The sequence below is a fragment of the Actinoplanes couchii genome, from assembly GCF_016862075.1.
Classification (GTDB): Bacteria; Actinomycetota; Actinomycetes; order Mycobacteriales; family Micromonosporaceae; genus Actinoplanes; species Actinoplanes couchii.
Genome location: NZ_BOMG01000076.1, coordinates 96,518 through 122,032, shown reverse-complemented (window position 1 = coordinate 122,032; position 25,515 = coordinate 96,518). Strand labels below are relative to the sequence as shown.

Here is a 25,515-nt window from a genome sequence, read left to right as displayed (position 1 = left end):
CCCTCGCCCTCGCCCTCGCCCTCGCCCTCGCCCTCGCCCTCGCCCTCGCCCTCGCCCTCGCCCTCGCCCTCGCCCTCGCCCTCGCCGATTTTGATCAAGTGCGTCCGAGCCGGCGGAGCCCTTACCGGCGCGCCCACCCCAGCCAAAGCCGGAGGGCCGGCCCGGATATCTGTGACATACCCTGTGTGCCATTCGCTGTGATTTTCTCCGCATGATCGACATTGTCGACCACATGGGCGATACCAGAATCTCCGAGAGATACTTTTCCCATGCAAGGACAGATACAGCTATTCAGCAGATCCCAGATTTCCTCGGTGCGCGACTGGACCGCCTCACGGAAACATTCACCGAGCCGTGAGGAATTCCGCCGCGATCACGCGATTCGACGCTCGTGGGGGCTGAAACGCCGTCATGCCGAACGCCTGAGACGCATCCAGGAGGAACGCGACAGCCGGAAACCCTGCACCCCGAGCAAAGCCCCACCTCCCGGCAAGACTCCACCTCTCGGAAGGACCTCTCCTTCCGGCAGGACCCCACCCTCCGGAGAGACCTCTCCTCCCGCCATCACTCGGCCTTCCGGAGAGATCCCTCCACCCGGCAACACTCAGCCTTCCGTAGAGATCCCTCCACCCGGCAACACTCGGCCCTCCGGAGAGACCCCTCCACCCGGCAACACTCGGCCGCCTCGGGTGCCTGACACGCTCCGAAAAGCTGAAACTCCTCCACGGCCGAGGGTGTGCACCCCGCTGCCCACCGCCCCACGACCATCGCGAGCAGCCCATCCCAAACCCTCGACGGTCCGAGGCGGATCCACCTCGACCGACCAGGGTGGATCCGCCTCCGGAGTCCGTGCGGGATCCGCGCCGAGTGACTGAGCCGGACACCGGACGTGCCAGCCCGGCATGACGGTCACCGGGCTGGCACGTGGTTCGTAACGGCGCATCTGAGCCGCTCTTTCAGGAACTCCGTTGCGGACTATTTCATATTTTTGGGAGCGTGAAACAATGCGGCCACAGCGACGCAAGGAGGGGAACGCATGATCCGGGCGGCTTAATCAAATCTTCTATCGCACACTTTTCTGCGATTTTTATTGCGGGCGATGGTGGTACAGCCAAGCTGCCTGCCCGCCGTCGATCAGGAGGTCGGTGCCTGTTATGTAGAGGGAACCTGGGCCGGTCAGGAATGCCGCGGCTTCGGCTATCTCGGCCGGGGTTCCGGTTCGGCCGGCGCCGCATGCGTCGAGCATGGCCATCATGTGGTCGCCGGAGGCTGATTCCTGCTCGGCTCGGGCCATGGGTGTGGAGATGACGCCCGGGCTGATCGTGTTGATCCGGGCGCCCCGGCGGTTGTAGGCCAGTGCCGCCGCCTGTACCCGGACCTGGTTCGCGCGTTTGGCCAGGATGTAAGCGGAAACCGGGTCGCCCTCGAAGTCGGCGACCACGTCCAGAGAGAGGAGTCCGTCGGCAGGAGTGATCGCCAGAGCACGTTCGACATCGGGGCTGAGCTGGGCGTAGTGCCCGGCCATGCTCGCTACGCAGACCACCGACGTCGCACGGGTGGCCACGGGTTCGAAGGCGTCGATCAGGTAGGCGGTGCCGGCCAGGTCCACCTCCATGATCTTGCGAACGGTCGATGTCGCGGCCGAGACTCCGGCCGTGTGAACCACTGCGGACAGACGGCCCTCAGCGGCGGCCCGGTCGGCCAGCGCGGTCACCGATTTCTGATCGGCGATGTCGGTGACCTGTCCGTGAGCGTCGTAGCCCTCAGCCCGCAGGGCGGCGACGGCCCGATCGAGGTGTTCCGGAAACGCGTCGGCGAGGATCACGGTGCGCCCGCTGCCGATGCGGCGGGCCACGGCCGTGCCCATCCCGCCGGCACCGGTGACAACGACAACGTCGGAGGTGGTCATGACTTCTCCTTGACAGCTGCACCGCTCGGTGTGGGACCACCGACGGCGGTGCCCGACGTTGTGGAAGTGGCGCCGACCGCAGTAGCCACCGTTGTGGAGGTCGCGCCAACGGCGGTGGCCCCCGTTGTGGAGGTCGCGCTAACGGCGGTGGCCCCCGTTGTTGTGGTGGTCGCGCCGACGGCGGTGGCCCAGGTTGTGGAGGTGGTACCGACGGCGGTGGACCACGCTGTGGCGGTGGCTATGTGCTGGCGCCATGGGCGGATGGCCTTGGGTGGCATGCCTACGGCCAGGGCTCCTACCAGGCGGTCGTTCTTTCGGTAGGCGGCCAGGAAACGGCGGTCCGGGAGGGAGCCCTCGACGGTCTCCACCTGGTCGTGGTCGCGGAGGTAGCCGTAGGCGTGGATCTTCATGTCGTACTGGTCGGACCAGAAGTACGGCACCGGGGTGAACGGCTTGCCCTCGCCGGGGTTCAGGAGGTTGCGGGCTGCGGCCATGCCCTGTTCGGCGGCGTTCGTGCGGTGTTCGATGCGCATGGAGACGCCGAACAGCGGGTTGTGCCAGCGGGCCACGTCCCCGGCCGCGTAGACACCGGGGGCTGCGGCGCAGTACTCGTCGCAGACCACGCCGTCGGTGACCGTCAGGCCGCTGCCGGCGAGCCATTCGGTGTTGGGGTGGGAACCGATCGCGACCAGTACCTCGTCGGCTTCGATCACGGTGCCGTCGGACAGTGCCACGCCCTCGGCCACCGCCTCGGCCACCGAGACGCCGGTGCGCAGTGTGACGCCGTGGTCCCGGTGTGCCTCGGACAGGATCCGGCCGACCGGTAGGCCGACGGCGTGGGCCAGCGGGACGGGGGCGGGTTCGAGCAGGGTCACCTCGCAGCCGAGGCCCCGTGCGACGGAGGCCGCCTCCGCGCCGAGGAAACCGGCGCCGACCACGACCAGGCGACATCCGGGGGTGAGGCGTTCCCGCAGGCGCAGGGCGTCTTCCATGGTCCGCAGCACGTGGGCGGGCCGGCCGGGGAGTGTCCGGGGACGTACGCCGGTGGTGATCATCAGCGCGTCGAAACCGAACGTCCGGCCGGTGGCGGTTCGCACCACCCGGTTGACCGGGTCCAGCCCGGTGGCCCGGGTGGACAGATGCAGGTCCAGGTCGAGACCGGCGAACTGTTCCGTGGTGCGCAGGAGCAGACGGTCGGCGTCCCACACGGAGGAGAGGAGCTGTTTGGACAGAGGAGGCCGGTCATAGGGAGCAGACGCCTCGTCGCCGAGCAGAGTGATCGTCCCGGCGAAACCTTCCCGGCGCAGCGTCTCCGCGGCGGCGAGCCCGGCCGCCGACGCCCCCACGATGACGACCCGCCCGATCGGCGCCTCGACACCGGTGGCCCGGCCCGCCGGCGCAGCATCGGGAGCACCGACGGCCGAAGCGCGGACGCCAGCCCCGAGGCCGGAGGCGGTCGCCGGGTCGACAACCGGCTCGGCGATGGATACGGCCGGGGACCGGTCGGCAGACCCGGAGATGGATACGGCCGGGGACCGGTCGGCAGACCCGGAGGTGGATGCGGTCGCGGGACGGGCGGCCGGGTCGGGAGCGGGGGCGGTCATGGGGTGGTCAGACGGATCGCGGCGGCGGGGCAGACGGCTGCTGCCTCGCGTACCGAATCGTGTTGGTCTTCGGGTGGGGTGGGGTCCAGGAGGATCGCCACGCCGTCGTCGTCTCGCTGGTCGAAGACGTCGGGGGCCACCATTGCGCACTGGCCTGCCGCCACGCATTTGGGCTCGTCGAATTCCACCTTCATCGGTTTCTCCTTACACCGGGTGACGGGCTGAGGGGTGAGGTTTCAGGGCTGCGGCGTGCACGGCACAGCGGTGAACAAAAGGCGCGGCCGACGCGGCGGGAACGGCGGGACGAGCGGGACGGCGGGACGAGCGGGAACGGGTGGGGTCACCAGGTGACGGGGAGGGACTTGAGGCCGTAAGCCACTCCCTCCATCGCGAACTCGACCTCCTCGAACGGCACTGCCAGGGCCAGAGTGGGGATTCTGCGGTAAAGGGTCGAGTAAACGACCTGGAGTTCGACGCGGGCCAGCGACTGGCCCAGGCACTGGTGGGCGCCGTACCCGAAAGCGTGGTGTGACCGCGCCGGCCGGGTCAGGTCTAGGCGTTCGGGGTCGGGGAACGCGGCCGGGTCGTAGTTGGCGCCGGCCAGTTCGAAGATCACGCCGTCGCCCGCTCTGATCACCGTGTCGTGCAGCTCGATGTCCTCGACGGCGATGCGCCGGATGCCGCTGTGCACGATCGTCAGGTAGCGGAGCAGTTCCTCGGCGGCGTTGGCCACGAACTTCGGGTCGTCGCTGCGGGTGCGCAGCAGTTCCAGTTGTTCGGGCGAGCGGAGCAGCGCGAGCGTGCCGAGCGAGATCATCGAGGCGCTGGTCTCGTGCCCGGCGATGAGGATGGCGCTGCCCATGGTGACCGCTTCGGCGAACGTCATCTCACCGGCGGTGACCCGCGCGCCCATCTCGGACAGGACGTCGTCGGCGGGCGCGGCGATCTTCTGGGTGAGCAGCTCACCGAGGTATTCACCGAGGGCCTGACCGGACGGCGCGTCGTCGTCGGGGTCGGTGTCGTGGCTGATGGCGCGGCGGCTGGCGGCCTGGAAGAAGGCGTGGTCGGCGTAGGGCACGCCGAGGATCTCGGTGATCACCAGGGTCGGCACCGGCAAGCCGATGGCCTGCACCAGGTCGACCGGGTGGGGTCCGGCGAGCATGTCGTCGATCAGGCCGTCGATGACGCGCTGGATCTGCGGGCGCAGCGCTTCGACCCGTTTGACCATGAAGGGCGCGTTGACCGTACGGCGCAGACGGGTGTGTTCGGGCGGGTCGGTGTTGGTGATCAGTTCGGGGATGTGCGGGGCGATCGCGGCCCGCGCCTTGGTCATGTGCGGGTAGCCGGGCTTCTTCTCGTCGATGCTGAGCCGCGGATCGTTGAGCAGGTCCCGCTGGTCGGCGTGCCGGGTGACGAGCCAGGGTGTGCTGCCGTCCCAGATCCGCACCTTGCTGACGGGTTCCGCGTCACGGATCGCGGCGGCCGGCGCGAACGGGCAGGTAGCCTGGCGGGTCATCGGATAATAGGGCGTGTCAGACATGCCCGCTATGCAACCAACGTGGCCTGACGTGAGCCGGACACGAACCTGACAGAACCCTGACGTGACCCAAGTCACCACGGCCTCGTGAGAGCGAGGTCCTAGCCCAGGTGGTACCCGAAGCCGCGCTTGGTGTGGATCAGCGCCGGACCGGCCGCGTCCACCTTCTGCCGCAGCCGCGACATCAGCCGCTCGATCGCGTTGTCACCCCGCGACTCGCCCCACACGCTGCGCGACAGCTGCTCCTTGGAGAGCACCCGCCCGGCGTTGACCAGGAGATGGCGCAGCATCCGGTACTCCGCCGGGGTCACGTCGAGCTGCCGCTCCCCGCGCCACGCCTGGAAGACCACCTCGTCCAGGGTCAGATCCCGGTACTCCAGGACCGGCTGCCGCAGCTGCACCCGCACCCGGGCCAGCAGCTCGGGGATCCGGCAGGGTTTCGTCACGTAGTCCTCGACGTCGTGGCCCAGCTCCGGCACCAGCGTGTCCAGCGCCTCGCAGGTGGTCATGCAGATGACCGGTGGCCGGTCGGCGAGCACCGGCCGCTGCCGGGCCAGGTCGTAGATGTCCGGAATCTCCACGTCCACCACGATCAGGTCGTAGTGCCGGGCCCGCAGCTCCACCATCGCGTCAGCGCCCGTCGCGACCGGCGTGACCTGGTAACCGGCGGCGGTGAGCCGCACAGCCACCGACTCCCGCAGATCGCTGTCGGGGACACTCAGCAACACGCTCTGTTTGACCACATCGACAAGCATGCCGCCCATCGGGGGCCCGGACGTCATCCTGCCGCAGTATAAAAAGACCGTGACAGACACTGCGGTGACCGACGTGATGACGGAACTGGCGGCGCTCGCCGACCCGAAGGCGCTCGCGATCAACCAGCGGCACGGCGACGACCACGCGGTCAACCTGGGAGCGCTGCGGGCGATCGCCAAAAAGATCAAGACCGATCAGGAGCTTGCGGTACGCCTATGGCGGACAGGCGACTCCGCGGCGCGACTGGTGGCCCTGCTGATCTGCCGTCCCAAGGCGTTCACCAGCGACGATCTGGACCGCATGCTGCACGAGCCGCAGTCGCCGAAGGTGCGTGACTGGCTGGTCAACTACGTGGTGAAGAAGAGCCCGCACGCCGAGGAACTGCGCGTCGCGTGGATGGCCGAGTCGCACTCGGCCGGTTGGGGGCTCACCGTCGACCGGATCGCCAAGAAGCCGGAAGGGCTCGACCTGGACAAACTGCTCGACACCATCGAGGCGGAGATGAAGGACGCCCCGAAGGATCTTCAGTGGGCGATGAACCACTGCCTCGCCCAGATCGGCATCTCGCACGCGGAGCACCGCAAACGCGCCCTGGACATCGGCGAACGGCTGGCGGTGCTGAAGGATTACCCCACCTCGCCGGGCTGCACGTCCCCGTACGCGCCGATCTGGATCTCGGAAATGGTCCGCCGTCAGGAGGGTGACTGATCGGTTGCGGTCGCGGCCGGCGGTTCGAAGAATCAGACCCATGCGCGGTACGCCCACCGACGCCCGCAGTGTCGCCGCCCTCGGGGCGCTGATGCTCGCGGCGTTCAGTTACCTGACCGTGGAGACCCTGCCGGTCGGGCTGCTCCCGGTCATCGCCGCCGATCTCGGGGTGTCGCTGTCCGCGGTGGGGATGCTGGTCACCGGTTACGGCCTGACCGTCGCGATCTTTTCGCTGCCGCTGACCCGCCTGCTCCGCGGTGTCCCCCGCCGTCATCTGATCACCGGCCTGCTCCTGATCTTCGTGGTGTCCACCGCGGGCACCGTCGTCACCGGCGGATATCCGGTGCTGCTCGCCGGGCGGGTGGTGACCGCGCTGTCCCAGTCGGTCTTCTGGGCGGTGGCCGCACCCGCCGCCGCGGCCCTTTTCGCACCCCGGATGCGGGGCCGGGCCGTCGCCGCGGTCTTCGGCGGATCGTCGCTCGCCCCGGTGCTCGGGGTGCCCGCCGCCACCTGGCTCGGGCAGCAGGCCGGATGGCGGATCGCCTTCCTCGCCGTGGCCGGGCTGGCCCTGCTCGCGACCGCCGGGGTGGCGCTGCTGCTGCCGACCAGCTCACCGGGGGACGGGCACGCCGCCGTCGGCTCCGAACCCGACCCGCGCGCCTTCCGTCTGCTGATGGTGGTCGTCGCGCTGACGATCACCGGAGTGTTCACCGCATACACCTACCTCACCCCGTTCCTGACCGAGGTCGCCGGATTCGCCACCGGGTCGGTGGGTTTCCTCCTCATGTTGTACGGGGTGGCCGGTCTCGGTGGCGTCGCAGTCGCCGGGTACCTCTCGGATCGGGCGCCCCGCACGTCCGTACTGCTGCCGGTGGGTCTCCTCGCGGTGATCTCGCTGGGCCTCTGGCTGGCCGCGCACCATCAGGCCGCGGTGATCGTGCTGGTGGCCCTGTGGGGTTTCGCCCTGCCGCAGGTGCCGTCCGCGTTCCAGAGCCGGGTCCTGGTGATCGCGCCGGGCGCCACCGACATGGCGTCGGCGATGCTGTCGTCGGCGTTCAACCTGGGCATCGCCGGTGGCGCGGCCCTCGGCGGCGCGCTGCTCCCGCACGGCGGCATCCGCGGCGACTACCTGGCCGGCGGCCTGCTGGTGGCGGTCGCCTTCGTGGTGCTGGCGTTCTTCTCACGGCCCACGAAGCCGGCGCCCGGCCGCGAGAGCACGACGCCACAAGCGCCGGCCCGCGACCGGAAGAAGGCGCCGGCACGCGACCGGAACGAAGCGGTCACACGCGGCCCGAGGGAAGCGGTCACACGCCACCCGAAGGACGCCGCACCGGCAGCGCCGACGGCTGGGGCGACGCCCGATCGGGGCACCGCTTTGCCGCCGGTTACGGGCGTGGAGAAAGATGTTCCGGGTGAATCCCGTAGGCCGCGGCCGTAGAAAGTCTCCGTCCCGCCGATCCGGTGGGCAGCAGGTGTTGCGGGTCGTGGCGCCCGCTCCCGAAGCGTGCGACTGCCCCGGCTGCTCCGGCGCCGAACTGGACCCCGCCGAGCTGATCGACGACCTGATCGACGGCGGCGCTCACCTGCTCGGCTGTGCGGACCCCCTCGAGGCCGAGCTGTTCGCGGCCAACCTGCTCGCTCTCGGCAACCAGGCCGGCGAGGGGTTCGCCGAGGCCCTGGCCGGCGGCATCGTCCCCGCGCTGGAGGAGATCGGCTCCCGGGAGGCGCTCGCGGTCCTGCACGCGGTCGCCGCGCTGGAGGACGGGACGGCCGCCGCCGACGCCGCCCGCCGTCTGTCCGGCACCGGGGTGCCGTCCCCGGGGTGGGTCGCCGAGCTGGGCGAGCCCGTCGAGCCCGAGGTGTTCCTGCGGTTCGCCGACCACCGGGACAACCTGTCGGTGCTGGTGGTCACGTTCACCCGGGCGGGCCGCTCACACGGTTTCTCGGTCAACGTGGTGCACGGCGACTGCCACTCGGCGGCCGAGATCCTGCTCTTCCCCGGCACGGTCCTGGACCAGGTGACCGACATGATCCAGAGCGCCGAGGGCGTCAGCGACCTGGTGATCACCCGCTCGTCCCCGGACCCGGAGACGTTCCGCTGGGAGGTGGAGCGGGCGCTGAACGCCCGCGCCGACCACGACCGGGAAGCCGACGACCCGGCCGGCCCCACCGAGGACGACAACCCCGACTACCACCTCTCCGCCGAGCTGCTCCGCGCCCGCCTGCGCCTCCTCCCGGCCCCGTCCCGCCCACCGGCCCGACACGGCGACTGAGCCGGTCCCGCCCACCTGCCGGCTCGGGCCGGCCGGCTGAGCCCGGGCCGGCACGGCCCGGCAACCGAGCCCGGATCGGCCCGGCAAGCGAGGACGCACGACGAGCGGGGACGCACGACGAGCGGGGACGCACGACGAGCGGGGACGCACGACGAGCGGGGATCAGGTGGTCACCTCGGTGAGGTCTCGGATGATCTCGGAGATGGCCACCTCGTCCACAGTGTTCAGCGGGGTCTCGCTCCCGCCCCGCCACCAGTCGCCGGTCCCGTCGTGCAGGAACACCGATTCCAGCTTCTGGTCCTCGAAGTAGGTGACGTCACCGACCGCGATCCCCGGGTTCAGCTGGACCATCATGATCCGGTCCCGGGCCAGGGTCTTCTCGATCCGGGACTGGATGCCGCCGTCCTCCGGCGTCTCCCGTTTCCAGCCGCGTCGTTCCAGCCCCAGCAGTTTGGTCGCCGGAACGCTGAGCCCCTCGAACCGCAGCAGCCGGGCGCCCGCCGTCTCCGCCGCCGGCAGCCGGAAGACCGGGCGGCCGAGCTGCGGGAACGGCTGCAGGATCTCGTAGTCGGCGAACACCTCGGACCAGCTCGCGACCGTCGCCTCGCCCAGCCGCAGCGGATGGGCGATCCCGACGATCTCGTCGTCACCCAGCTCGGCCGGTTCGTCGTCGACGGTGGCGAGGGTACGGTCCTCGGCGATCCGCAGCGTCCCGGTGACCGTCCCGTCGGCGTCGAACCGGGCCCACACCAGACGGCGGACGATGTGCCAGAGCAGCGGATGCCCGGCGAACAGCTGCCGGAACTCGGCCCCGCTCCACCGGCGCCCGTCGACCATCGCCTGCTCCAGCCGGCAAACCTGATCGGCGGCGACCGTGCGCACGTCCTTCTTCAGCGCCGCGAACCGCTGATAGGCGGCGGGAGCCAACTCCGCGTCGTCCCGTACCCCGGGCTTGGGCAGCGTCTTGAGCCGCTTCCCGCCCTCCTCGGCCACGAACGGCCGCAACTGCTCGTCGAACCCGACCACGAACCGCCGCGGACCGTAGTCCAGCAGCAGACTGCCGTCGGCGTCCAGCCCGAAGTCGGGCACCAGCCGGTCGGCGAGCTGCTCGCTGCTGAGCCCGAGCCCGTCGGCGACCTCGTCCATCTTGGCCACCGCGGCCGTCTTCAGCCCCTTGAACTTGGCCCGCTGCGAGATCCGGTGCAGGTGTATGAGGGCCACGTCGGTGCCGATCGCGGCGAGCACGTTCACCCCGGTGACGGCCTTGGCGTGGCCGCCCTCACCGGGCCAGGTCAGGATCTGCGGGGCGAGCCGCCGGACCGTCTCGTCGTCGCCGATCAGCCCGAGGGCGTCGAGCACCCAGTTCTCCTTGGCGACGGCGCCGGCCGCCTGCCACATCCGGAACAGCTCCCACCCGAACCCGGCGAGATCGGCCGGTTCCACCGCGGCCCGGACCATTTCCAAACCGGCGTACGGCTCACCGGGCTTGCTGAGCGTCAGCACCGTCACCAGGTGGCCGGCCGCCTCGATCGGCAACGCCCCGGAACCGTCCCGCAGCCGCACCGGCGGCAGCAGCGCGGGCGCCGCCCAGGCCGGCACCACAGGCATCCGCGCGGGCAGCACCTGCAGCGGATCGGTGGCCAGCAGCGTCTCCACCGCGGCGGCGGCCTCGGGGCCGTAACCGGCGGCGGCGTCCCGGATCGGCCCGGCGTGGCCGTGCGACTGCAGGGTCAGCAGCGTCCGCTCGGCCTGCCGGCGCTCGGTGCCCGCCTTGCCCAGCGCCGCCGGGATCAGGGCGCGCGAAGCCTCCGCCGGGTGCCGGAGCAGCCAGGCCAGGGCGACCCGGCGCGCCGATTTGAGCCGGACCAGCCAGTCGGCCATCTGGATGGCCACCGCGGGTGACGAGAACGACGCCAGCAACGGCCCGTACTCGGTCGGGCTGGTCTGTGCCGCGGTCAACAGCACCGGCGTCGCCTCGGCGCCGAACCGGGCCGCCGTCAGCCGCAGCCAGGGCGTGGCGCTCCACAGGTACTGGGGTTTCTTCCACAGCGGCAGGACCCGGCGGACCGTCTCCTCCGGCCCCTCGGTGAAGAACATCTCCAGCTCGTTCCAGCGTTCCTTGCCCTGCAGGACACGCTGCGAGATCGTCGCCCAGCTGTCGTGCCGGCCCCGGTCGGCCCGCCACAGCCTCGTGCTCTCCCACTCCTCCCGCTCGCCGGGCCGCCAGCTCACCGACGGCTCGTCGGCGCAGACCAGCCCGGTGATCACCGGTGGTTTGGCGGCCTTGACCCGGCGCAGCCACGGCGGGTCCGCGAGCACTCCCGGCAGCGCCTCGGCGGGCGCCGTCACCACCGCACCGGCCGCGCCGGTGATCGCGTCGATCCGGGCCGCGGCCGCCGGGCTCAGGGCGGGCCGGACCTGCTCGATCAGGTCCGGATGCCCCAGCACGTGGGCGCGCAGCAGCTCGGCGACGGCCGGGGAGTGGCTCTCTTCGGCGAGGATCCGCATCGCCCGGGCCGGGTAGCGGCCGATCGCCTCCAGCAGCGCCGGTTTCACGTTGCGGGCGCCGATCCGCTCGACCAGACTGCGCATCACGTCGTCGCCGGGCAGGGTGGCCAGCACCGACAGCAGCCAGCGCTCACTGGCCACCCCGAGGAAGGGGCTGACGTCCCGGTCGTACCAGCGCAGCAGCGCCGGGGCGGCCCCCGCGCCCAGGCCGTCGACAAGCGTGTAGACCGAGCCGGGGCGGCGCAGCAGGTTCCAGTGGTCGGTGTGCTCGGCCAGCCGCTCGGCCTGCTCGGCCGTGCCGGCGGCGTGGATCAGCAGGTTCGCCCGCCACGCGTCGGCGTCGGCCACCGCGGCGGCCACGTCCGCCTCCACCCAGTCGGCCCGCGGCACCAGCACCGAACAGGCCACCCGGGTGCCCGGCAGCCCCGCCCGGAACGGCTCCAGTGCGGCCACCACCTGCTCGAACTCGTCATCGGAGGCGGCCGCGAGAGCCCGGCGAACCCGCAGCAGGATCAGGAACGGGCTGTCCGGCGCACCGACCAGGCCGGACTCACCGGCACGCAGCCGGCGGACCCCACGGTTGGCGGCACTCCAGTACACCTGGTGGGGTGGCGCGGTGTCGTCGGCCACCACCAGCGACAGCATCTCCACCGCCGCGACCGCCGCGAACGTCAGCCCGCGCTCGCTGATCCACAGGTCGGCGAACTTCACCATGTCCTCGTGGTGCCCCATGCCACCGCTCGCCTTGAGCACGGCGATCGCGGCCGCGCCCAGCGGCGGCGCGTCCCGCTGCCCGGTCCGCCAGGCCAGCGCCGCCACCCGCACATCCTCCGGGGTGGTGATCGACTCCAGCATGCCCTTGATGCCACCGGAGCGCTGATCGGGAAGGATCCGCCGCGTCAGGGTCCGGGCCTCCGGATCGGGCACGAACGCCGTGACCCGCGCACTCCCCCGCCGAGGCGTCCGCTCCCGCACCCACGCCGCCGGAACCACCAGCGTCTCCTCGTCCGCAACCCGCCCCATGCCCAGCCCTCATCCGCCCACGCCGATACGACCCTGCCGGCGACCACAGCCGCCGAGGTGCCACGCACGCTATAGCCAGGGTCCGACAAAAACCGGAACCCGAACCCCCGCTTGCCGGTACGCCCGGCAAAGGCCCCGTTCGCCCGTTCCCACCCACTTCGCCCGCCTCGCCCGCACGCAAGCCCGCACCTCCCGCCGCCCGCCGCCCTCACCTCCCGCACGCAAGCCCGCACCTCCCGCCGCCCGCCGCCCTCACCTCCCGCACGCAAGCCCGCGCCACCCGCCGCCCGCCGCCCGCCACCCACCGCCCGCCATCGGCTCCCTCTTTCGCAGCAACGCGGTGTATCCACCTCGCGTCTCGCCCGCGGTGGAGTTGCCGGTATGAATGGCGGGTGGCTATTCAACTCTGTGTGTTGTTGTGGGCTCGGGATCGACAGGAGGAAGCTCTCGCCGACTACGAAGACGCCGTCCTCGCGCTTCTCGCCGAGCACGACGGGCGGCTTCTGCAGCGCGCCCGCACCCTCCCCGGCGCCGCCGAGGGCTCCCCGGCCGAGATCCAGATGATCGAATTCGACGGGCAGACCGGATACGACGGATACATGGCCGACAAACGCCGTCTCGCCCTCGCGGATCAGCGGGACGCGGCCGTCGCGCGGACGGAGATCTACCAGGTCACGATCTAGACCTGTGAGGAGATTCGGCTACACCGCAGCCCCGGCCGCATTCAGAACGGGCCTAGCATCGGGGGGTGCTGCGGTTCGAGGTGCTGGGGCCGGTCCGGGTGTGCGCCGACGCCGGCGAGGTGGCGCTGCCGCCGAAACCGCGGGCTCTGCTGGCCGTGCTCCTCGCCGCCCGCGGCCGGCCGGTCACGGTGGAACGGCTGCTCAGCGAAGTGTGGCCGGACGGCGCCCCGTCGACGGCGGCCGCCACGCTGCAGATGCACGTGTCCGCGCTGCGCAAGGTCGTCGGTGATCGCCTTCGGACGACACCGGGCGGCTATCGGCTGGATCTGACGGGTGCGGAGTTCGACGCGGCCGAGTTCGAGGCGGACGGCCGGCTCGAGACGTGGCGGGGCGATCCCTACGACGGTGTGCCGCCCGGGACGATGGTCGCCGCCGACCGGGCCCGGCTGAAGGAGCTGCGGTGGAGTGCCCGGCTGAAGGCGGCGCAGCACCACAGCGACACCGCCGAGCTGGCAGGTTGGCTGGCCGAGGAGCCGACGAACGAGGCGCTGACCCGGGCCCTGATGCTGACCCTGCACCGGACCGGCCGCTCGGGCGAGGCGCTGGCCGTTTTCGATCGTACGGCCGCAGCTTTGAAAGACCTGGACGCCCGGCCGGGCGGTGAGTCGGAGGCGCTCGCCGCAGCCATCCGCCGACAGGATCCGGCCTTGGATCCGCAGATCCGCACCGTGGCGGCCCAGCGGGGCCGGTTCATCGGCCGCCGCACCGAACTGGACCACCTGAGCACCCTGCTAGGAACGAACCTGCTGCTCACCGTGGTGGGCCCGGGCGGCGCGGGCAAGACCCGGATCACCATGGAGCTGATCCGGGAGATCGCCGCCGACTACGACGCGATCCATGTGGTCGAGTTGGCCGAGCACCGGGACGGCCCCCTGGAGTCTCGGCTGGCGGCGGCCGCCGACATCCGCGAGGAGCCGAAACGGCCGATCACCGAGACCGTTTTCGCCCAGCTGACCGGGCGTGTCCTGATCGTTCTGGACAACTGCGAGCATCTGATCGAGCGGGCCGCCGCGCTGGCGCACGCGCTCACCGGCCGCAACATCCGGGTGGTGGCGACCAGCCGGGAGCCGCTCGGCCTGCCCGGCGAGGTGGTCGTCCCACTCGGTGGGATGACGACGTCCCCGGGGAGCGGTTCCGACGCGGTCCGGCTGCTGTCCGACCGGGTCGCGGCGGCCCGTGGTGGCGCCGGTCTCGGGCCCGCGGAGCAGGTGGTGGCCGCCGAGTTGTGCCGCCGTCTGGACGGGCTGCCGCTGGCGATCGAGCTGGCCGCGGCGCGGCTGCGGGCGCTGCCGCTGAGCGAGATCATGTCCCGGCTGGACCGGCGGCTGGATCTGCTGACCGGCTCCCGGATCGGCCCGGCGCATCGGCATCGGACGATGCGGGCGGCGATCGACTGGGGGTACGACCTGCTCGATCTGCCCCAGCAGAGGCTGCTGCGGATGCTGGGTGTGTTCGCCGGCGGTTTTGACCTCCCGGCCGCTGAGGCCGTCTACCACGATGATCCGCTCGACCCGCTGTCCCAGCTGGTGGACCGGTCGATGGTCGAATGGCGGGACGGCCGCTATCGGCTGATCGAGACGATCCGCGCGTACGCCCGCGAGCGCCTGGACGACGACGAGCGGGCCCTGGCGTACCGCAGGCTGGTTGATCTTCTGGATCGTCGCCTCGCGGTGCCGCCACCGATGGACGGCCCCGCGCACCAGACCTGGCTGACCGGCATCGCCGCTGATCACGACACCATCGTGGCGGCGATCGACTGGTCGTTGCGGCACGGCGATCCGGCCCGGGGGCTGTCGCTGGCGACCGGAATGTGGTGGTACTGGTGGGTCGCCGGCCGGATGATCGAGGGCCGTGGGTGGCTGGACCGGGCGCTCCGGGCCGGCGCGGAACCGACGCTGCTGCGCGGCAAGGCGTTACGGGCGGCAGCGGCGCTGGCCCGCAATTCGGGTGACCTCGCCGAGGCCCGCCGCGCCGGCGAGGAGTCCCTGACGGTCTTCCGCGCGCTGGACGAGCGGCCCGGTGTCCTCGCCGCCCTGAACAACCTGTTGATCACCGCGCAGGCTCAGGAGGACTACCCGGCGTCACTGGAGTTCGGTCACGCGGCGATCCGGGCGGCCGAGGAGGCGTCCGACGCGCGGATGATCGCCGCCGCGTCCAACAACACCGCCGGGACACTGCGCTGCATGAATCGCCTGGATGAGGCGGAGCCACTGTTCCGGCGGGCGCTGGACGGGTTCCGCGCGCTCGGCGACCGGCGTGGTGAGGCGGCCGCCCTGTCGAACCTGTCGACCACGGACCGTCGCCGCGGGTTCCCGGCGGAGTCACGGACGGCGATGCGGGCGGCGCTGGCGATCTACACCGAGCTGGGTCTGACCGAGGGGCAGCTCGACGCCGTCGAGGGGCTGGCGCAGCTGGACGTGCTGGCCGGCGACGCGGCGGGCGGGCTCCGGCTGCTGGCGGTCGCCGAGCGTGAGCGGTCCGCGCTGGGTGCGCCGAGTTTCACGCCCGACGAGATCGCCGACAAGGAGGCCGCCGAGGCGACGTCACGATCGGTGCTGGGTGCCACCGGAGTGGCCCGTGTCTACCGCGAGGCCGCCGAGTTGTCCCTGGCAGAGGCGGTTGACTCGCTGCTCGGCGACTGAAGACGGACGCCTTTGGGGTTTCTTTGGCGGCGGGCCGCATCCTCTGACCCACAGCCGCTTCCGCCAGACCCACAGCTGCTTCCGCCCGACTCACAGCCGCTTCCGCCGGAGGAGAAACCTGATGAAGCACCGCCTCGCCGCCCTGACCGCCGTCGTCGCCGTCGCTCTGACCAGCGGATGCGGGGCTCTCGGCGACGCCGCCGCCGGAAGCGCCCCGGACCTGGCCGGCGCGTCCCCGACCCCGGCGACGTCGCCCGCGGAGACCACCGGCGGGACGACCGGAACCGACATCCCCGACCCGTGCACCCTGCTGACCAAGGCCGAGGTCACCGGACTGACCTCCCGCGAGGTGACCCAGATCGACGAGGACGGCGGCGCGGAGGGCGCCCGTTTCTGCCAGTGGCAGCAGTCCGGCGGCCAGCTGGCGATCTTCCTGGCCGAGTCCACCCCGGCGGACTTCCAGGTGCGGACCGCCGACGCGGAGCGGGTCGACGGCATCGGTGAGGACGCCTTCTGGGCGACCGGGCACCTCTACGTGCTGCAGGGCACGACCCAGCTCGACGTCTACTCCCGCGGAGCCGACCCCGAGTCCGGCAATCTGACCGACGCGAAGGCAGTCGCGAAGGTCGTACTGGAACGCTTGAAGTAGGAGCTCTCGACGTAGGAAGAGTCAGGCGGCGTGACCGGTCTGAGCCGCGTGCGCTATCGCCCGCCGCAGCACCGCCACCGACACGGTCAGGTCACCGGCCATCTCGGTCAGCCCCAGCTCGATCCACTCCCGGACGAGCTGGGAGTAGGGCACACCGGCCTGATCGGCGGCGGCCCGGATCCGCTGGGCGAGCATCGGCGGCACCCGGATGCCGAGCGGCACCATCGGCTCGGCCTCCGGCGCCGGCGGGGCCTGCATGGCGACCGCCTCGTGATAGATGACGTCCCCGGCGGCGAACGCCGCCGACGCCGCCGAGATCTGGTCGTCCGAATAGTGAGAACTCATGACGCGTCCGCCTCCCAGGTCTTGAACCGCACCAGTTCCTCCGGGGTCATCTCACGGGCACCGATGATCTGCTGCCGGTGCCCGCCGAGAAGCCGAACAGCCACGACGAGCGGACGCCCGGTCCCGGTGCGACCACTGATCGTCAGGAAGTGCACTCCGGCGCTCTCCGCGGCCAGCGGCAGTCGCCGCTCCGCCGAGAGCACCTGGGTGACCTCCTGCGACTCGATGTCGCGCAGCCGCGCCAGCGCCTCCGTCAGCCATTCATAACCCACTCCCCCAGCGTAAGACGTTCGTCAGACGCCGTCGAACCCCGGTCGTGCCGATAATCTGACCGGATGCCGTTCAGCACAGGTCAGATCGTCCATCTCCGGCACGTCCAACGGGATCGGCTGGGGCTGGTCTGCCCGCTGCGGGTGGTCGAGGACCGGGGCGACGCGGTGCTGTTGTGGGTTCCGGCCGGCACGCGGGGCTGGCATTTCGACATGCCGGACGGGCGCGGGCTGGCCGCGACGCCGCTGCCGGAGTGGTCGTCGGCCCGGCGGGTGCCTGCGCCGTACACGATCGGTCACGGCATGCTCAGCCTGCAGTCCCGGGAGCAGGACTTCGCGATCCGTTGGTTCTTCACCCCGGAAGGACATTTCTATCGCTGGTACGGCAATCTGGAGGCGCCGTCGATCGTCTGGCAGGACGACGAGCTGGCCGGGATCGACACGGTCGACTGGGATCTGGACGTGGTGATCGAGCCGGACCGGTCGTGGCGCTGGAAGGACGAGGACGACTTCGTGACCCGGCTGACGATGCCCGAGTCGTACTGGGTCGACGACGAGAAACGGGTCCGGCGGGCCGGTCAGGACGTGGTGGCGCTGGTGGAGGCGGGGGTGTTCCCGTTCGACGGCACGTGGTGCGACTTCGTCCCGGACCCGTCGTGGGGTCCACTGCCCCTCGATCTTCCGGCCGGCTGGGACCGCCCGATCACACCACGGGAAACGTGACGACCATCGCCACACCCGGGTCGCGGGCCTCGGCGGAGGCCTGACCACCGTGGGCGGCGGCGAACTGGCGCACGATCCACAGGCCGAGCCCCACACCCTGCGCACCTTCGGCGGCGAACTGGCCGAACAGGCGGGGGCGCAACGTCTCCGGGATGCCGGGGCCGTGGTCGCGGACCTCGAGCCGGTCGAACGCCCCGTCCCGGACCACACGCACGATCACCGGGGCTTTCCCGTACCGCAGGGCGTTGGTGATCAGATTCAACAGGATCTGCTCGAAACGCTGCTTGTCGACGAAAATCCTCAGATCAAGGTCCACTTCCGCGCGTACGTCGGCGTCGTCCCGCACGTACGACAGCGCGTCCTTGACCAGGGCGTGCGCCGGATGGTGGGCGCGGTCCAGCTTGAGCTCGCCGGAACTGTCGATGCGGTGCACGTCGAGCAGCCCGTCGGCGAGCCGGGCGATCCGCGCCGTCTGACGCAACCCGGCGTCGAGCATCCGCGCCTGCTGACCGGTCGCGGTCTCCCGTAACTCCTCGAGGACGACGCGGACGGTGCTCAGCGGCGCCCGTACGTCATGGGCCAAGGTGTTGATCATCGCGGTCCGCCACTGCTCGATCCGGGCCAGCCGCCGCCGGTCGTCGCGCAGGTGGCGGGCGTGCGCCTCGATCAGGAAGGCGATCGCCAGGGCGGCCGGCAGCAGGATGAAGGCGCTGCCGAGCACGATCGGCGACTGACCGGTGATGATCAGCGGCACCAGGTAGGCGACGGTGGCCGGCACCGCGTAGGCGCCCAGGATCCAGCGCGGGAAGTGCAGGGCCGCCCAGGCGTACAGCAGCACCAGGAACGGCCCGGTGCCCGTCGCGATCCCACCGAACGACCAGGTGGAGAGCCCGAGCACGCCGAACGCCCCGATCCCGGCGACGGCGGGCGAGTTCGGGTGCAGCCGCTCCCACGGCACCAGCAGCGTGATCAGGGCCAGCGCCGCGTCGCAGAGGGCGACGAGCAGCAGCCGGTCGGAGTGTCCGGGATCGTTCAGGATCCCGAGCAGCGCCAGCAGCCCCGCCACGGTGAGCAGCACACCGGCCTGCCGGGCCGCGGCGCGCGGCCCGGTCCCCAGCAGTCTTATCGGCCCGTTTTGCACAGTTTTATGAGCATACCGCCCTCGGGGACCGCCGGGCACGGCCGCCGTGTGGTTAGGTATCGATGACGATCACCGAGTGGAGCAGCCCGTGCGCGCAGCCGTCATCGGTTCGGGAATCGGCGGGCTCACCGCCGCCATCGCCCTCCGGGCCGGGAACGTTCCGGTTCAGGTCTACGAACGCGCCACCACCCTGGCCGAGATCGGCGCCGGGGTCTCGCTCGGCGCGAACGGCTTCCGCATCCTGGCCTCCCTGGGCCTCGGCGACCGGATCCGATCAGTCTCGGCGAACCTGCGGCGCATCGAGTTCCACCACTGGCGCACCGGTGAGATCTTCTGTCAGCATCCGATGGGCGACTGGTACGAGGAGCGTTTCGGCGGCCCGTTCCTCGGCATCCACCGGGCCGACTTCCACCACGTCCTGCTGGCGGCCTTCGACGGCACCCCGCAACTGAACCACCACTGCACCACGGTCGAGGAGACCCCCGATGCGGTACGGATGACGTTCAGCAACGGCAGGACCATCGACGCCGACGTGGTGATCGGCGCCGACGGCGTGAACTCGGCGGTCCGCGACGACGACACGGCCCCGGTGTTCTCCCGGATGACCTGCTACCGGGGCCTGGTGCCGACGGATCGGATCCCCGGCGGCGACACGCTCGACCTGACGTTCTTCCTCGGCCCGAACCGCCACCTGGTCGCCTACCCCGTCCGGGACGGCTCCCTGATCAACTTCGTGGCGTACGTCCCCGGCACCGAGTGGACGCAGGAATCCTGGCACACCCGCAGCGATCCGGCTTCCGCCGTCGCCGCGTTCGAGGGCTGGACCCCGCAGGTGACGGCGATGCTGGCCGCCGCCCCCGAGGTGGGCCGGTGGGCACTCTACGACCGCGAGCCGCTGCGCCGCTGGAGCACACCGCGGGTGACCCTGCTCGGCGACGCCGCGCACCCGATGCTCCCGCACGCCGGCCAGGGCACCAACCAGGCCTTGGAGGACGCGGCGGTCCTGGCGGCGTGCTTCCCGGATTTCGCCCGCTACGAGCAGATCCGCAAGCCCCGGACCCGCCAGATCCAGCTGGGCGCCCGAGCGAACGCCGCCTGTTTCCAGGTCCCCGAGGGCCGCCCCACCACCGACCGCAACGCCCGCCTGACCACCCTCCCGGAAACGGTCGCCTGGATCCACGGCCACAACCCCCTGGATCTACCGTGACCCGGTGAGCAAGCCCACCACCACAGCGATCGACGCGCTGTACACCACCTTCGCCCGCGTCCCGCGCCCCCGCAGCATCGACTGGTGCCCCTGCTGCCGCACGACCGAGGATGCCCGGGCCGTCCTGGCCGACGTCCCGCTCCGGCAGTTGACCCCCGACATGCTCCGCCGGCTGGACGGCCGGGCCCGACCGCGAACGCGACGCCGTCCGCACGTTCCTGACCGCCCTCTGGGCCGAAGCCCTGACCGGCGACCGGGACATCGACGATTCCCTCTGCGCAATAGGCAACGCCGAGGACGACCTGACCCTTTACCTGACCGCATGGACCGACGCCCTGTCCCACCCGGAGGCAACGGCCCAGCTGGAGTTCCTACTGGACAATGGCTATCGCGCGGATCGCCGGAAGCTGACCAACGCCTTCTGGCAGGACCGCGAGACCCAAGCGGCTCAGGTCCTCACTTGGCTGCACCAACTCAACAGCCGGTGAGGAACCGATCCGCCCGCAGCCGGCCTATTTGACCGCCCCGCTGGTGATTCCGGAGATGATTTTTCGCTGGGCCACTGCGAACGTGACGATCAGCGGCAGGCTCATCAGGAGGACGTACGCGAAGATCAGGTGCCAGTTGTTCAGGTACAGGCCGGCACTCGCCACCTGGAACAGGTTCAGTGGCAACGTGTCGATGCGGCCGCCGATGACGAAGAAGGCGTAGAAGACGTCGTTCCACACGTACAGGCAGATGAGGATTGTCGCTGTTGCAAGAACCGGACGGAGCAATGGCAGAACCACGCGACGGAAGACCGCCAGCGGGCCCGCGCCGTCGATCTGAGCGGCTTCCTCCAAGGAGGACGGAATGGTCCGGACGAAACCCGCCACGAAAAAGATGACCGTGGACAGGTAAATTCCTACGTAGACGCCGATCATTCCGGTCACCGTTCCGGCCAGACCGAGCTGCCGCAACAGCAGGACGACTGTCACCACTGCGGGCGGCAGGATGATGCCGCTGATTCCGAGGGCGTAGAGGACGGCGGTCAGCCGGGACGTGCGGCGGGCCAGCACCCAGGCCGCCATCGAGCCCAGGACCAGGACGATCGCCACCGTCGGGACCACGATCAGCAGGCTGCCGAAGAGCGCCGCCGGGATGTCCGCGTCGGTCCAGACCCGGCGCAGGTTCTCCCACAGGTGCCAGGTTGTCGGCGGGGACAGGTCGGGGTCGACGGCCTCGCCCTGTGACTTGCCGGCGGTCGCAACAACGAGCCACAGCGGCACCCCGATGACGACAGCCACCAGAAGAATCGCGGCAAAAGGCTGCAAGCGGCGGGTCACAGCACCTCCTCCCGTTTGCGGAGCACGTAGATGACCGGGAACGCCATCACCGCGACCAGCAGGAACAGCATCAGGCTCATGGTGGTGGCCTGGGCGAACAGCCCCTGGCCGAAGGTCCGGTAGATGAAGATGTTGAGGATCTCGGTGGTCCGGGCCGGGCCTCCGCCGGTGGTGGCCTGCACGATGTCGAAGCCGTTCATCGAGCCGAGCAGTGCGGTCGCGACGTTGAACGTGACGGCCGGCGCCAGCAACGGCACCCGGATCTTCCAGAACGCGGTCCATCGGGAGGCACCGTCGATGTGCGCGGCCTCGGTCACGTCGAGCGGAATCGTCTTCAATCCGGCCAGGTAGATGAGCATCGACAGTCCCATCCATTTCCAGGCGTGGATCAGCGCGACCACCACGATCGTCCAGGTGGTGTCCGCCAGCAACGTGGATCCCTGGAACAGCGCCTGGAAGATGTAGCCGACGGCGAGCGCCGACATCAGCACCGGGATCAGGAAGAACGTGCGGGCGATCCGGTTCACCACGGTGTCCCGTTCCAGCAGCACCGCCAGCCCGAAACCGAACAGGTTCTGGAAAACGGCGACCAGAACCGCGTAAACGATGGTGATCCGCAATGCCCGGAACAGGGTGCCGTCCGACGTCAGCTGGTCGAAGTTCTCGAACCCGACCGGGTTGATCTCGGCTTTGAACCCGGACCAGTCGGTGAACGCGTACACGAAGTTGAAGACGGTCGGCAGGAAGAAGAAGACGAGCAGCAGCCCGTACGCCGGAACCAGGAACCAGAGGGGGTGGGTGCGCCGGTTGATCGAGCCCGGCGCACCCGTAACCATTGTCGTCACTTCAAGTAACCGGCGGCCTTCGCGAGCTGTTCGAACTGGTCCTGGGTGGCCTTGGCGACCTGCTCCGGCGTCATCGTCCCGGCGATCATGTCAGCCAGGTTGATGTAGAGATCGGGGTTCGCCACCGCCAGGGCCTGCATGGATCCGACCGCGGACGGCAGAGAGGCATGAACGTCGAGGAGCGCCTTCGGTACGCCGGCCGGGCTGGCGACCGCGGGCTGCAACGAGACGGTGTTACGGTCGGTGACGAAGCTCCGGTAGCCGGGGCCCATCCAGTAGGCGAGCAGCTGACGGGCCGCCGCTTCCCGCTTGGCGTCACCGGTCTTGAAGGCGACGAGCGCGTTGGACTGGTCCGGGATGAAGGTGCCGATGTTGCCGCCCGGCGAGATCGGGAAGAAGCCGATCTTGGAGTCCAGGGAGGCGGTGTCGGCCTTGGCCTGGAGCTGTCCGAAGAACGAGTTCACCTGCACGACCATTGCCGCTTTACCGTCGAGAAGAGCCGTACCCTGGTCCTCGAATTTCGCGGTTTTGATGTCGCTGTTGAACAGCCCTTCGTTGATCAGGGACTGGTAGGTCGCGATCGTCTTCACCACGTCGGGGTCGGTGAACTTGGCCTGACCGGTGTTGATCCGCTCCCACAGCCCGGCCTTGGCGGCGTCGGCGAGCTGCACCTGCACCCACCACTGGGTGGCCCAGCGGTCCGCGCCCATCTCGTAGAACGGCGTGACACCCTTGGCTTTCAGGTCACGCGCAATTTTGATCATGTCGTCGAAGGACTTCGGGGTCTCCGTGACGGAGGCAGAAGCAAATACCTCCTTGTTGTAGTAGACCCCCTCGACGGCCGGGCTGGTGATCAGCGCCGCGTACCGGGTGTCGTCCAACAGCCCGGTGATGTCCTTCAGCGCGGAATCCACTGTGGACAACCAGGGCGCGCCGGTGAGCGGCTGGAGGTTCGAGCGGGCGTTGATCGCGGTCAGCATCGAGGCGGTGGGCTGCCAGAACGCCAGGTCCGGCTTGTCACCGGTGGCGACCTTGGTCTGCACACTCTGCTCGTACGGGTCGGGCACCGTGACGACCTCGACGGTGGCGCCGGTGGCCTGCTGGAATCCGTCGACGACGGCCTTGGGCACGGTGTTGCTGTTCTGCGCGGCCCAGATGGTCAGCTTGACACCGTCCAGCTTGGCGGTCGGATCGGCCCAGGTCACGGCACCGGAGTCGGCGGACGTGGAGGTGGCGGAGGGGTCGGAACAGGCGGTGAGCCCCAGGGAGAGGACCGCGCCCAGTGCTATCCAGCGTTTCATAGTGATCCTTAGGGGTGGGAGGAGATACGGATCTCGAAGATCCGCGCGGCGTGCGGTGCGGGGGAAGCGGTGGTCACGGTCAGCGCGCCGGTTTCGCGATTGATGTCGTACGCCCACTCAGGCAGATGCCGCGGGTAGAGCAGAGAGATGTCCGAGATGTCGAGCGGAAGACAAACCGAGCGGGAGGCACCCGGCCGCCGCCAGAGCCCCAGATAGAGGGTGTCCCCGGCCCGGAGCCCGAGCGCCAGCCAGCCGTCGTCCCATCCCGGCAGTCCGAGCGGCCACTCCGGCACCGAAGACGCAAGATCCGAACGGATGCCATGGAAGACCTCGACGGCCGTACGCACGGAAGACGCCTGCGAAGACGACATCGCGTCGAGACGCCCGGAGAGGTAGAGCCGCCCGAGCAGCCCGGTGCACATCGTGAAGGCGATCTCCTCGTCGCTCATCTCCGGCTGCGGGTAGGCCCAGCTGGCAGCCTGTTCCGGCAGGATCGAGAGAGGCGCCGTGACGGCGATCGGCGGATATCTGGTGAAGTCCTGCTGGTCACTCGTCGACTGCAGGTGCATCCGGCTGAGCAGGGCGTAATCGGCGCGCATCCCGCCGGAGGCACAGTTCTCCAGGATCAGCCCGGGGTGCCGCGCGAGCACCCCGTCCACCCATGCCAGGTGGGCCCGGTTGTGATCGAGAAGACCGGCCCCGGGACTACCGGCGTCGAGGTCGGTGCCCGTACCCGGGTCGATGTTGTAGTCGAGTTTGAAGTAGCCGGCCCCGAACTGTTCGACCAGCCGGTCCACCACCTCGTCCAGGTGTGCCCGGGCGGCCGGGTGCCGCAGGTCCAGGTGGTAGCGACCGTGTTCGATCAGCCGCACCCCGCCGCGCTGGAGGAACGCCTCGGCGGGCAGTTTGTCGGCCATCGGGCTGCGCACCCCGATCACCTCGGGTTCCAGCCACAGCCCGGGTGTCATCCCGTGTGATCGGATCCGGTCGAGCACCTCGTCCAGTCCACCGGGGAACCGGGTCGTGGACGGCTGCCACTCCCCTACGCTGTCCCACCAGTCGGCGTCGTTGTCGTACCAGCCGGCGTCGATCACGAACACCTCGGCGCCGGCCGCCGCCGCGGCATCGATCAGGGGCAGCAGCTTCGCCGTGGTCGGGTCACCCATCAGCGTGTTCATGTAGTCGTTGAAGATCACCGGCAGGGCGGCGTCCGGTTCCCGCAGCCGCCGCCGGTGCTCGGTGAGAGCCGCCACGGCACCGGGCAACCCGTCTCCCACGACGATCGACGCGGGCACCGAGACGAACGACCCGCCGGGCTGCAACAGCTGCTGCCACTGGTGATCGATGTCGGTCGGGCCGGTCAGCGCCAGATAGCAGCCGTCGAGTCGCTCGCCGACCTCCCAGCGCCACGGCCCGTTGTGCTCGATCTGCCAGGCGATCGACGGCCCACCGGCCCGGCCGACGAGCAGACCGGTCGGCTGGTGTGCTCCGGTGGACCAGGTTCCGGTGCTGGTCACGGCAGTTCGGCCGCGCCCGTCCTGCCCGTGGGCGCGCAGGTTGAGGGACGGCACTACGGCACGCAGCGGCCGGCGGATCCAGCGGCCCTCGCCGAGCCACTCGCTGTCGCCGGTGACCAGGTCGAGGTCGTCGGCCGGGCCGATTCCGATCGCGATCGTGGTGATGCCGAGCAGCAGGATCGGCTCGGTTCCATGGTTGGTGAGGGTGGTCCTGGCCTGGAGACAGTGCGTCAGCACGACATCCGCGGACAGCCCGCTGACCCCGTCGTACAGCGAAATCCGCAGTTGATCCTCGGAGATCTCGGTGCCGGTGAGACGGAACCGGCGACCGATAGTGGTCTCGGAGAATCGTGCCGAGACGTGCCCCCGCCCAAACCCGGCGGCCAGCACCTCGACCAGCGGTTGCGCCGAAGCGGCGGTGCCGAGACGCAGGCTGACCGGTCCGTCGGCGGGGGTGTCGAGGACGAACGGTCCCCAGGCCAAGCTCACG

The 25,515-nt window shown here is 70.3% G+C and carries 22 protein-coding genes; 9 read left to right on the top strand and 13 right to left on the bottom strand.

The window, feature by feature from the left end; translation table 11 throughout:
* Positions 1–211: 211 nt before the first annotated feature.
* Positions 212–358 (top strand): hypothetical protein, encoded by a 147-nt coding sequence (locus Aco03nite_RS30915; protein ID WP_203801087.1) that lies wholly within the window; start codon positions 212–214, stop codon positions 356–358.
* 729 nt (positions 359–1,087) lie between these two features.
* Here the strand turns inward: Aco03nite_RS30915 and Aco03nite_RS30910 are convergent.
* The 5 genes from Aco03nite_RS30910 to Aco03nite_RS30890 all read right to left on the bottom strand — a co-directional run bounded on the left by Aco03nite_RS30910 (position 1,088) and on the right by Aco03nite_RS30890 (position 5,832).
* The gene (locus Aco03nite_RS30910; RefSeq protein ID WP_203801083.1) at positions 1,088–1,909 is read right to left on the bottom strand and encodes an SDR family oxidoreductase; all 822 of its coding nucleotides are present in this window, start codon (positions 1,907–1,909) and stop codon (positions 1,088–1,090) included.
* On the bottom strand, positions 1,906–3,513 hold the full coding sequence (locus tag Aco03nite_RS30905; RefSeq protein WP_239145575.1) for an NAD(P)/FAD-dependent oxidoreductase: 1,608 nt from the start codon (positions 3,511–3,513) through the stop codon (positions 1,906–1,908). Before Aco03nite_RS30905 ends, Aco03nite_RS30910 begins: the two co-directional genes overlap by 4 nt.
* Complete coding sequence (locus Aco03nite_RS30900; RefSeq protein ID WP_203801080.1) at positions 3,510–3,707, bottom strand: ferredoxin; 198 nt, start codon at positions 3,705–3,707, stop codon at positions 3,510–3,512. The genes Aco03nite_RS30905 and Aco03nite_RS30900 overlap by 4 nt, the downstream gene beginning before the upstream one ends.
* 146 nt (positions 3,708–3,853) lie before the next feature.
* Entirely contained in the window at positions 3,854–5,029 is a 1,176-nt protein-coding gene (locus Aco03nite_RS30895; RefSeq protein WP_203801078.1) for a cytochrome P450, read from the bottom strand.
* A gap of 122 nt (positions 5,030–5,151) precedes the next feature.
* Positions 5,152–5,832: a response regulator transcription factor gene (locus Aco03nite_RS30890; RefSeq protein ID WP_203801076.1), complete on the bottom strand. Its 681-nt coding sequence runs from the start codon at positions 5,830–5,832 to the stop codon at positions 5,152–5,154.
* Between the two features lie 22 nt (positions 5,833–5,854).
* Between Aco03nite_RS30890 and Aco03nite_RS30885 the strand changes: the two genes are divergently transcribed.
* Genes Aco03nite_RS30885 through Aco03nite_RS30875 form a run of 3 tightly spaced genes read left to right on the top strand, consistent with a single transcriptional unit; the run spans position 5,855 to position 8,787 of the window.
* Positions 5,855–6,514 (top strand): DNA alkylation repair protein, encoded by a 660-nt coding sequence (locus Aco03nite_RS30885; RefSeq protein WP_239145574.1) that lies wholly within the window; start codon positions 5,855–5,857, stop codon positions 6,512–6,514.
* A 40-nt stretch (positions 6,515–6,554) separates the two neighbouring features.
* Positions 6,555–7,952 carry an MFS transporter gene (locus Aco03nite_RS30880; RefSeq protein WP_203801072.1) on the top strand — a complete coding sequence of 466 codons (1,398 nt, stop codon included), beginning with the start codon at positions 6,555–6,557 and terminating at the stop codon, positions 7,950–7,952.
* 46 nt (positions 7,953–7,998) lie between these two features.
* Entirely contained in the window at positions 7,999–8,787 is a 789-nt protein-coding gene (locus Aco03nite_RS30875) for a hypothetical protein (RefSeq protein WP_203801070.1), read from the top strand.
* A gap of 162 nt (positions 8,788–8,949) precedes the next feature.
* Here Aco03nite_RS30875 and Aco03nite_RS30870 read toward each other — a convergent pair whose 3' ends face one another.
* Complete coding sequence (locus Aco03nite_RS30870) at positions 8,950–12,318, bottom strand: DUF4132 domain-containing protein (protein ID WP_203801069.1); 3,369 nt, start codon at positions 12,316–12,318, stop codon at positions 8,950–8,952.
* A 392-nt stretch (positions 12,319–12,710) separates the two neighbouring features.
* Here Aco03nite_RS30870 and Aco03nite_RS30865 point away from each other — a divergent pair, with 392 nt between their 5' ends.
* From Aco03nite_RS30865 to Aco03nite_RS30855, 3 genes are all read left to right on the top strand, one after another.
* Positions 12,711–13,001, top strand: a complete 291-nt coding sequence (locus Aco03nite_RS30865; protein WP_203801068.1) for a hypothetical protein — start codon at positions 12,711–12,713, stop codon at positions 12,999–13,001.
* 65 nt (positions 13,002–13,066) lie between these two features.
* Positions 13,067–15,703: an AfsR/SARP family transcriptional regulator gene (locus Aco03nite_RS30860; RefSeq protein ID WP_203801066.1), complete on the top strand. Its 2,637-nt coding sequence runs from the start codon at positions 13,067–13,069 to the stop codon at positions 15,701–15,703.
* Between the two features lie 121 nt (positions 15,704–15,824).
* Entirely contained in the window at positions 15,825–16,352 is a 528-nt protein-coding gene (locus tag Aco03nite_RS30855; RefSeq protein WP_203801064.1) for a DUF3558 family protein, read from the top strand.
* Between the two features lie 21 nt (positions 16,353–16,373).
* On the opposite strand, the gene Aco03nite_RS30850 is transcribed toward Aco03nite_RS30855, so the two are convergent.
* Together Aco03nite_RS30850 and Aco03nite_RS30845 are read right to left on the bottom strand one after the other, a co-directional pair.
* Positions 16,374–16,697 carry a YlcI/YnfO family protein gene (locus Aco03nite_RS30850; protein ID WP_203801062.1) on the bottom strand — a complete coding sequence of 108 codons (324 nt, stop codon included), beginning with the start codon at positions 16,695–16,697 and terminating at the stop codon, positions 16,374–16,376.
* A complete protein-coding gene (locus Aco03nite_RS30845) occupies positions 16,694–16,969 on the bottom strand; it encodes a hypothetical protein (RefSeq protein WP_203801060.1) in 276 nt (91 codons plus the stop codon). Before Aco03nite_RS30845 ends, Aco03nite_RS30850 begins: the two co-directional genes overlap by 4 nt.
* 63 nt (positions 16,970–17,032) lie before the next feature.
* Between Aco03nite_RS30845 and Aco03nite_RS30840 the strand changes: the two genes are divergently transcribed.
* Positions 17,033–17,689, top strand: coding sequence for a ribonuclease FAU-1 family protein (locus tag Aco03nite_RS30840; protein WP_203801058.1), 657 nt, complete (start codon positions 17,033–17,035; stop codon positions 17,687–17,689).
* Here Aco03nite_RS30840 and Aco03nite_RS30835 read toward each other — a convergent pair.
* Positions 17,670–18,830 (bottom strand): sensor histidine kinase, encoded by a 1,161-nt coding sequence (locus Aco03nite_RS30835; RefSeq protein WP_239145573.1) that lies wholly within the window; start codon positions 18,828–18,830, stop codon positions 17,670–17,672. The genes Aco03nite_RS30840 and Aco03nite_RS30835 overlap by 20 nt on opposite strands.
* Before the next feature lie 88 nt (positions 18,831–18,918).
* On the opposite strand from Aco03nite_RS30835, the gene Aco03nite_RS30830 reads away from it, so the two are divergent.
* Positions 18,919–20,037: an FAD-dependent monooxygenase gene (locus Aco03nite_RS30830; RefSeq protein WP_203801056.1), complete on the top strand. Its 1,119-nt coding sequence runs from the start codon at positions 18,919–18,921 to the stop codon at positions 20,035–20,037.
* A gap of 512 nt (positions 20,038–20,549) precedes the next feature.
* Here the strand turns inward: Aco03nite_RS30830 and Aco03nite_RS30825 are convergent.
* Genes Aco03nite_RS30825 through Aco03nite_RS30810 form a run of 4 tightly spaced genes read right to left on the bottom strand, consistent with a single transcriptional unit; the run spans position 20,550 to position 25,514 of the window.
* Entirely contained in the window at positions 20,550–21,362 is an 813-nt protein-coding gene (locus tag Aco03nite_RS30825) for a carbohydrate ABC transporter permease (protein WP_203801052.1), read from the bottom strand.
* Entirely contained in the window at positions 21,359–22,198 is an 840-nt protein-coding gene (locus Aco03nite_RS30820) for a carbohydrate ABC transporter permease (protein ID WP_203801047.1), read from the bottom strand. Before Aco03nite_RS30820 ends, Aco03nite_RS30825 begins: the two co-directional genes overlap by 4 nt.
* A 5-nt stretch (positions 22,199–22,203) precedes the next feature.
* Entirely contained in the window at positions 22,204–23,508 is a 1,305-nt protein-coding gene (locus Aco03nite_RS30815; protein WP_203801044.1) for an ABC transporter substrate-binding protein, read from the bottom strand.
* 8 nt (positions 23,509–23,516) lie between these two features.
* The gene (locus Aco03nite_RS30810) at positions 23,517–25,514 is read right to left on the bottom strand and encodes a glycoside hydrolase family 36 protein (RefSeq protein ID WP_203801040.1); all 1,998 of its coding nucleotides are present in this window, start codon (positions 25,512–25,514) and stop codon (positions 23,517–23,519) included.
* Position 25,515 lies beyond the last annotated feature (1 nt).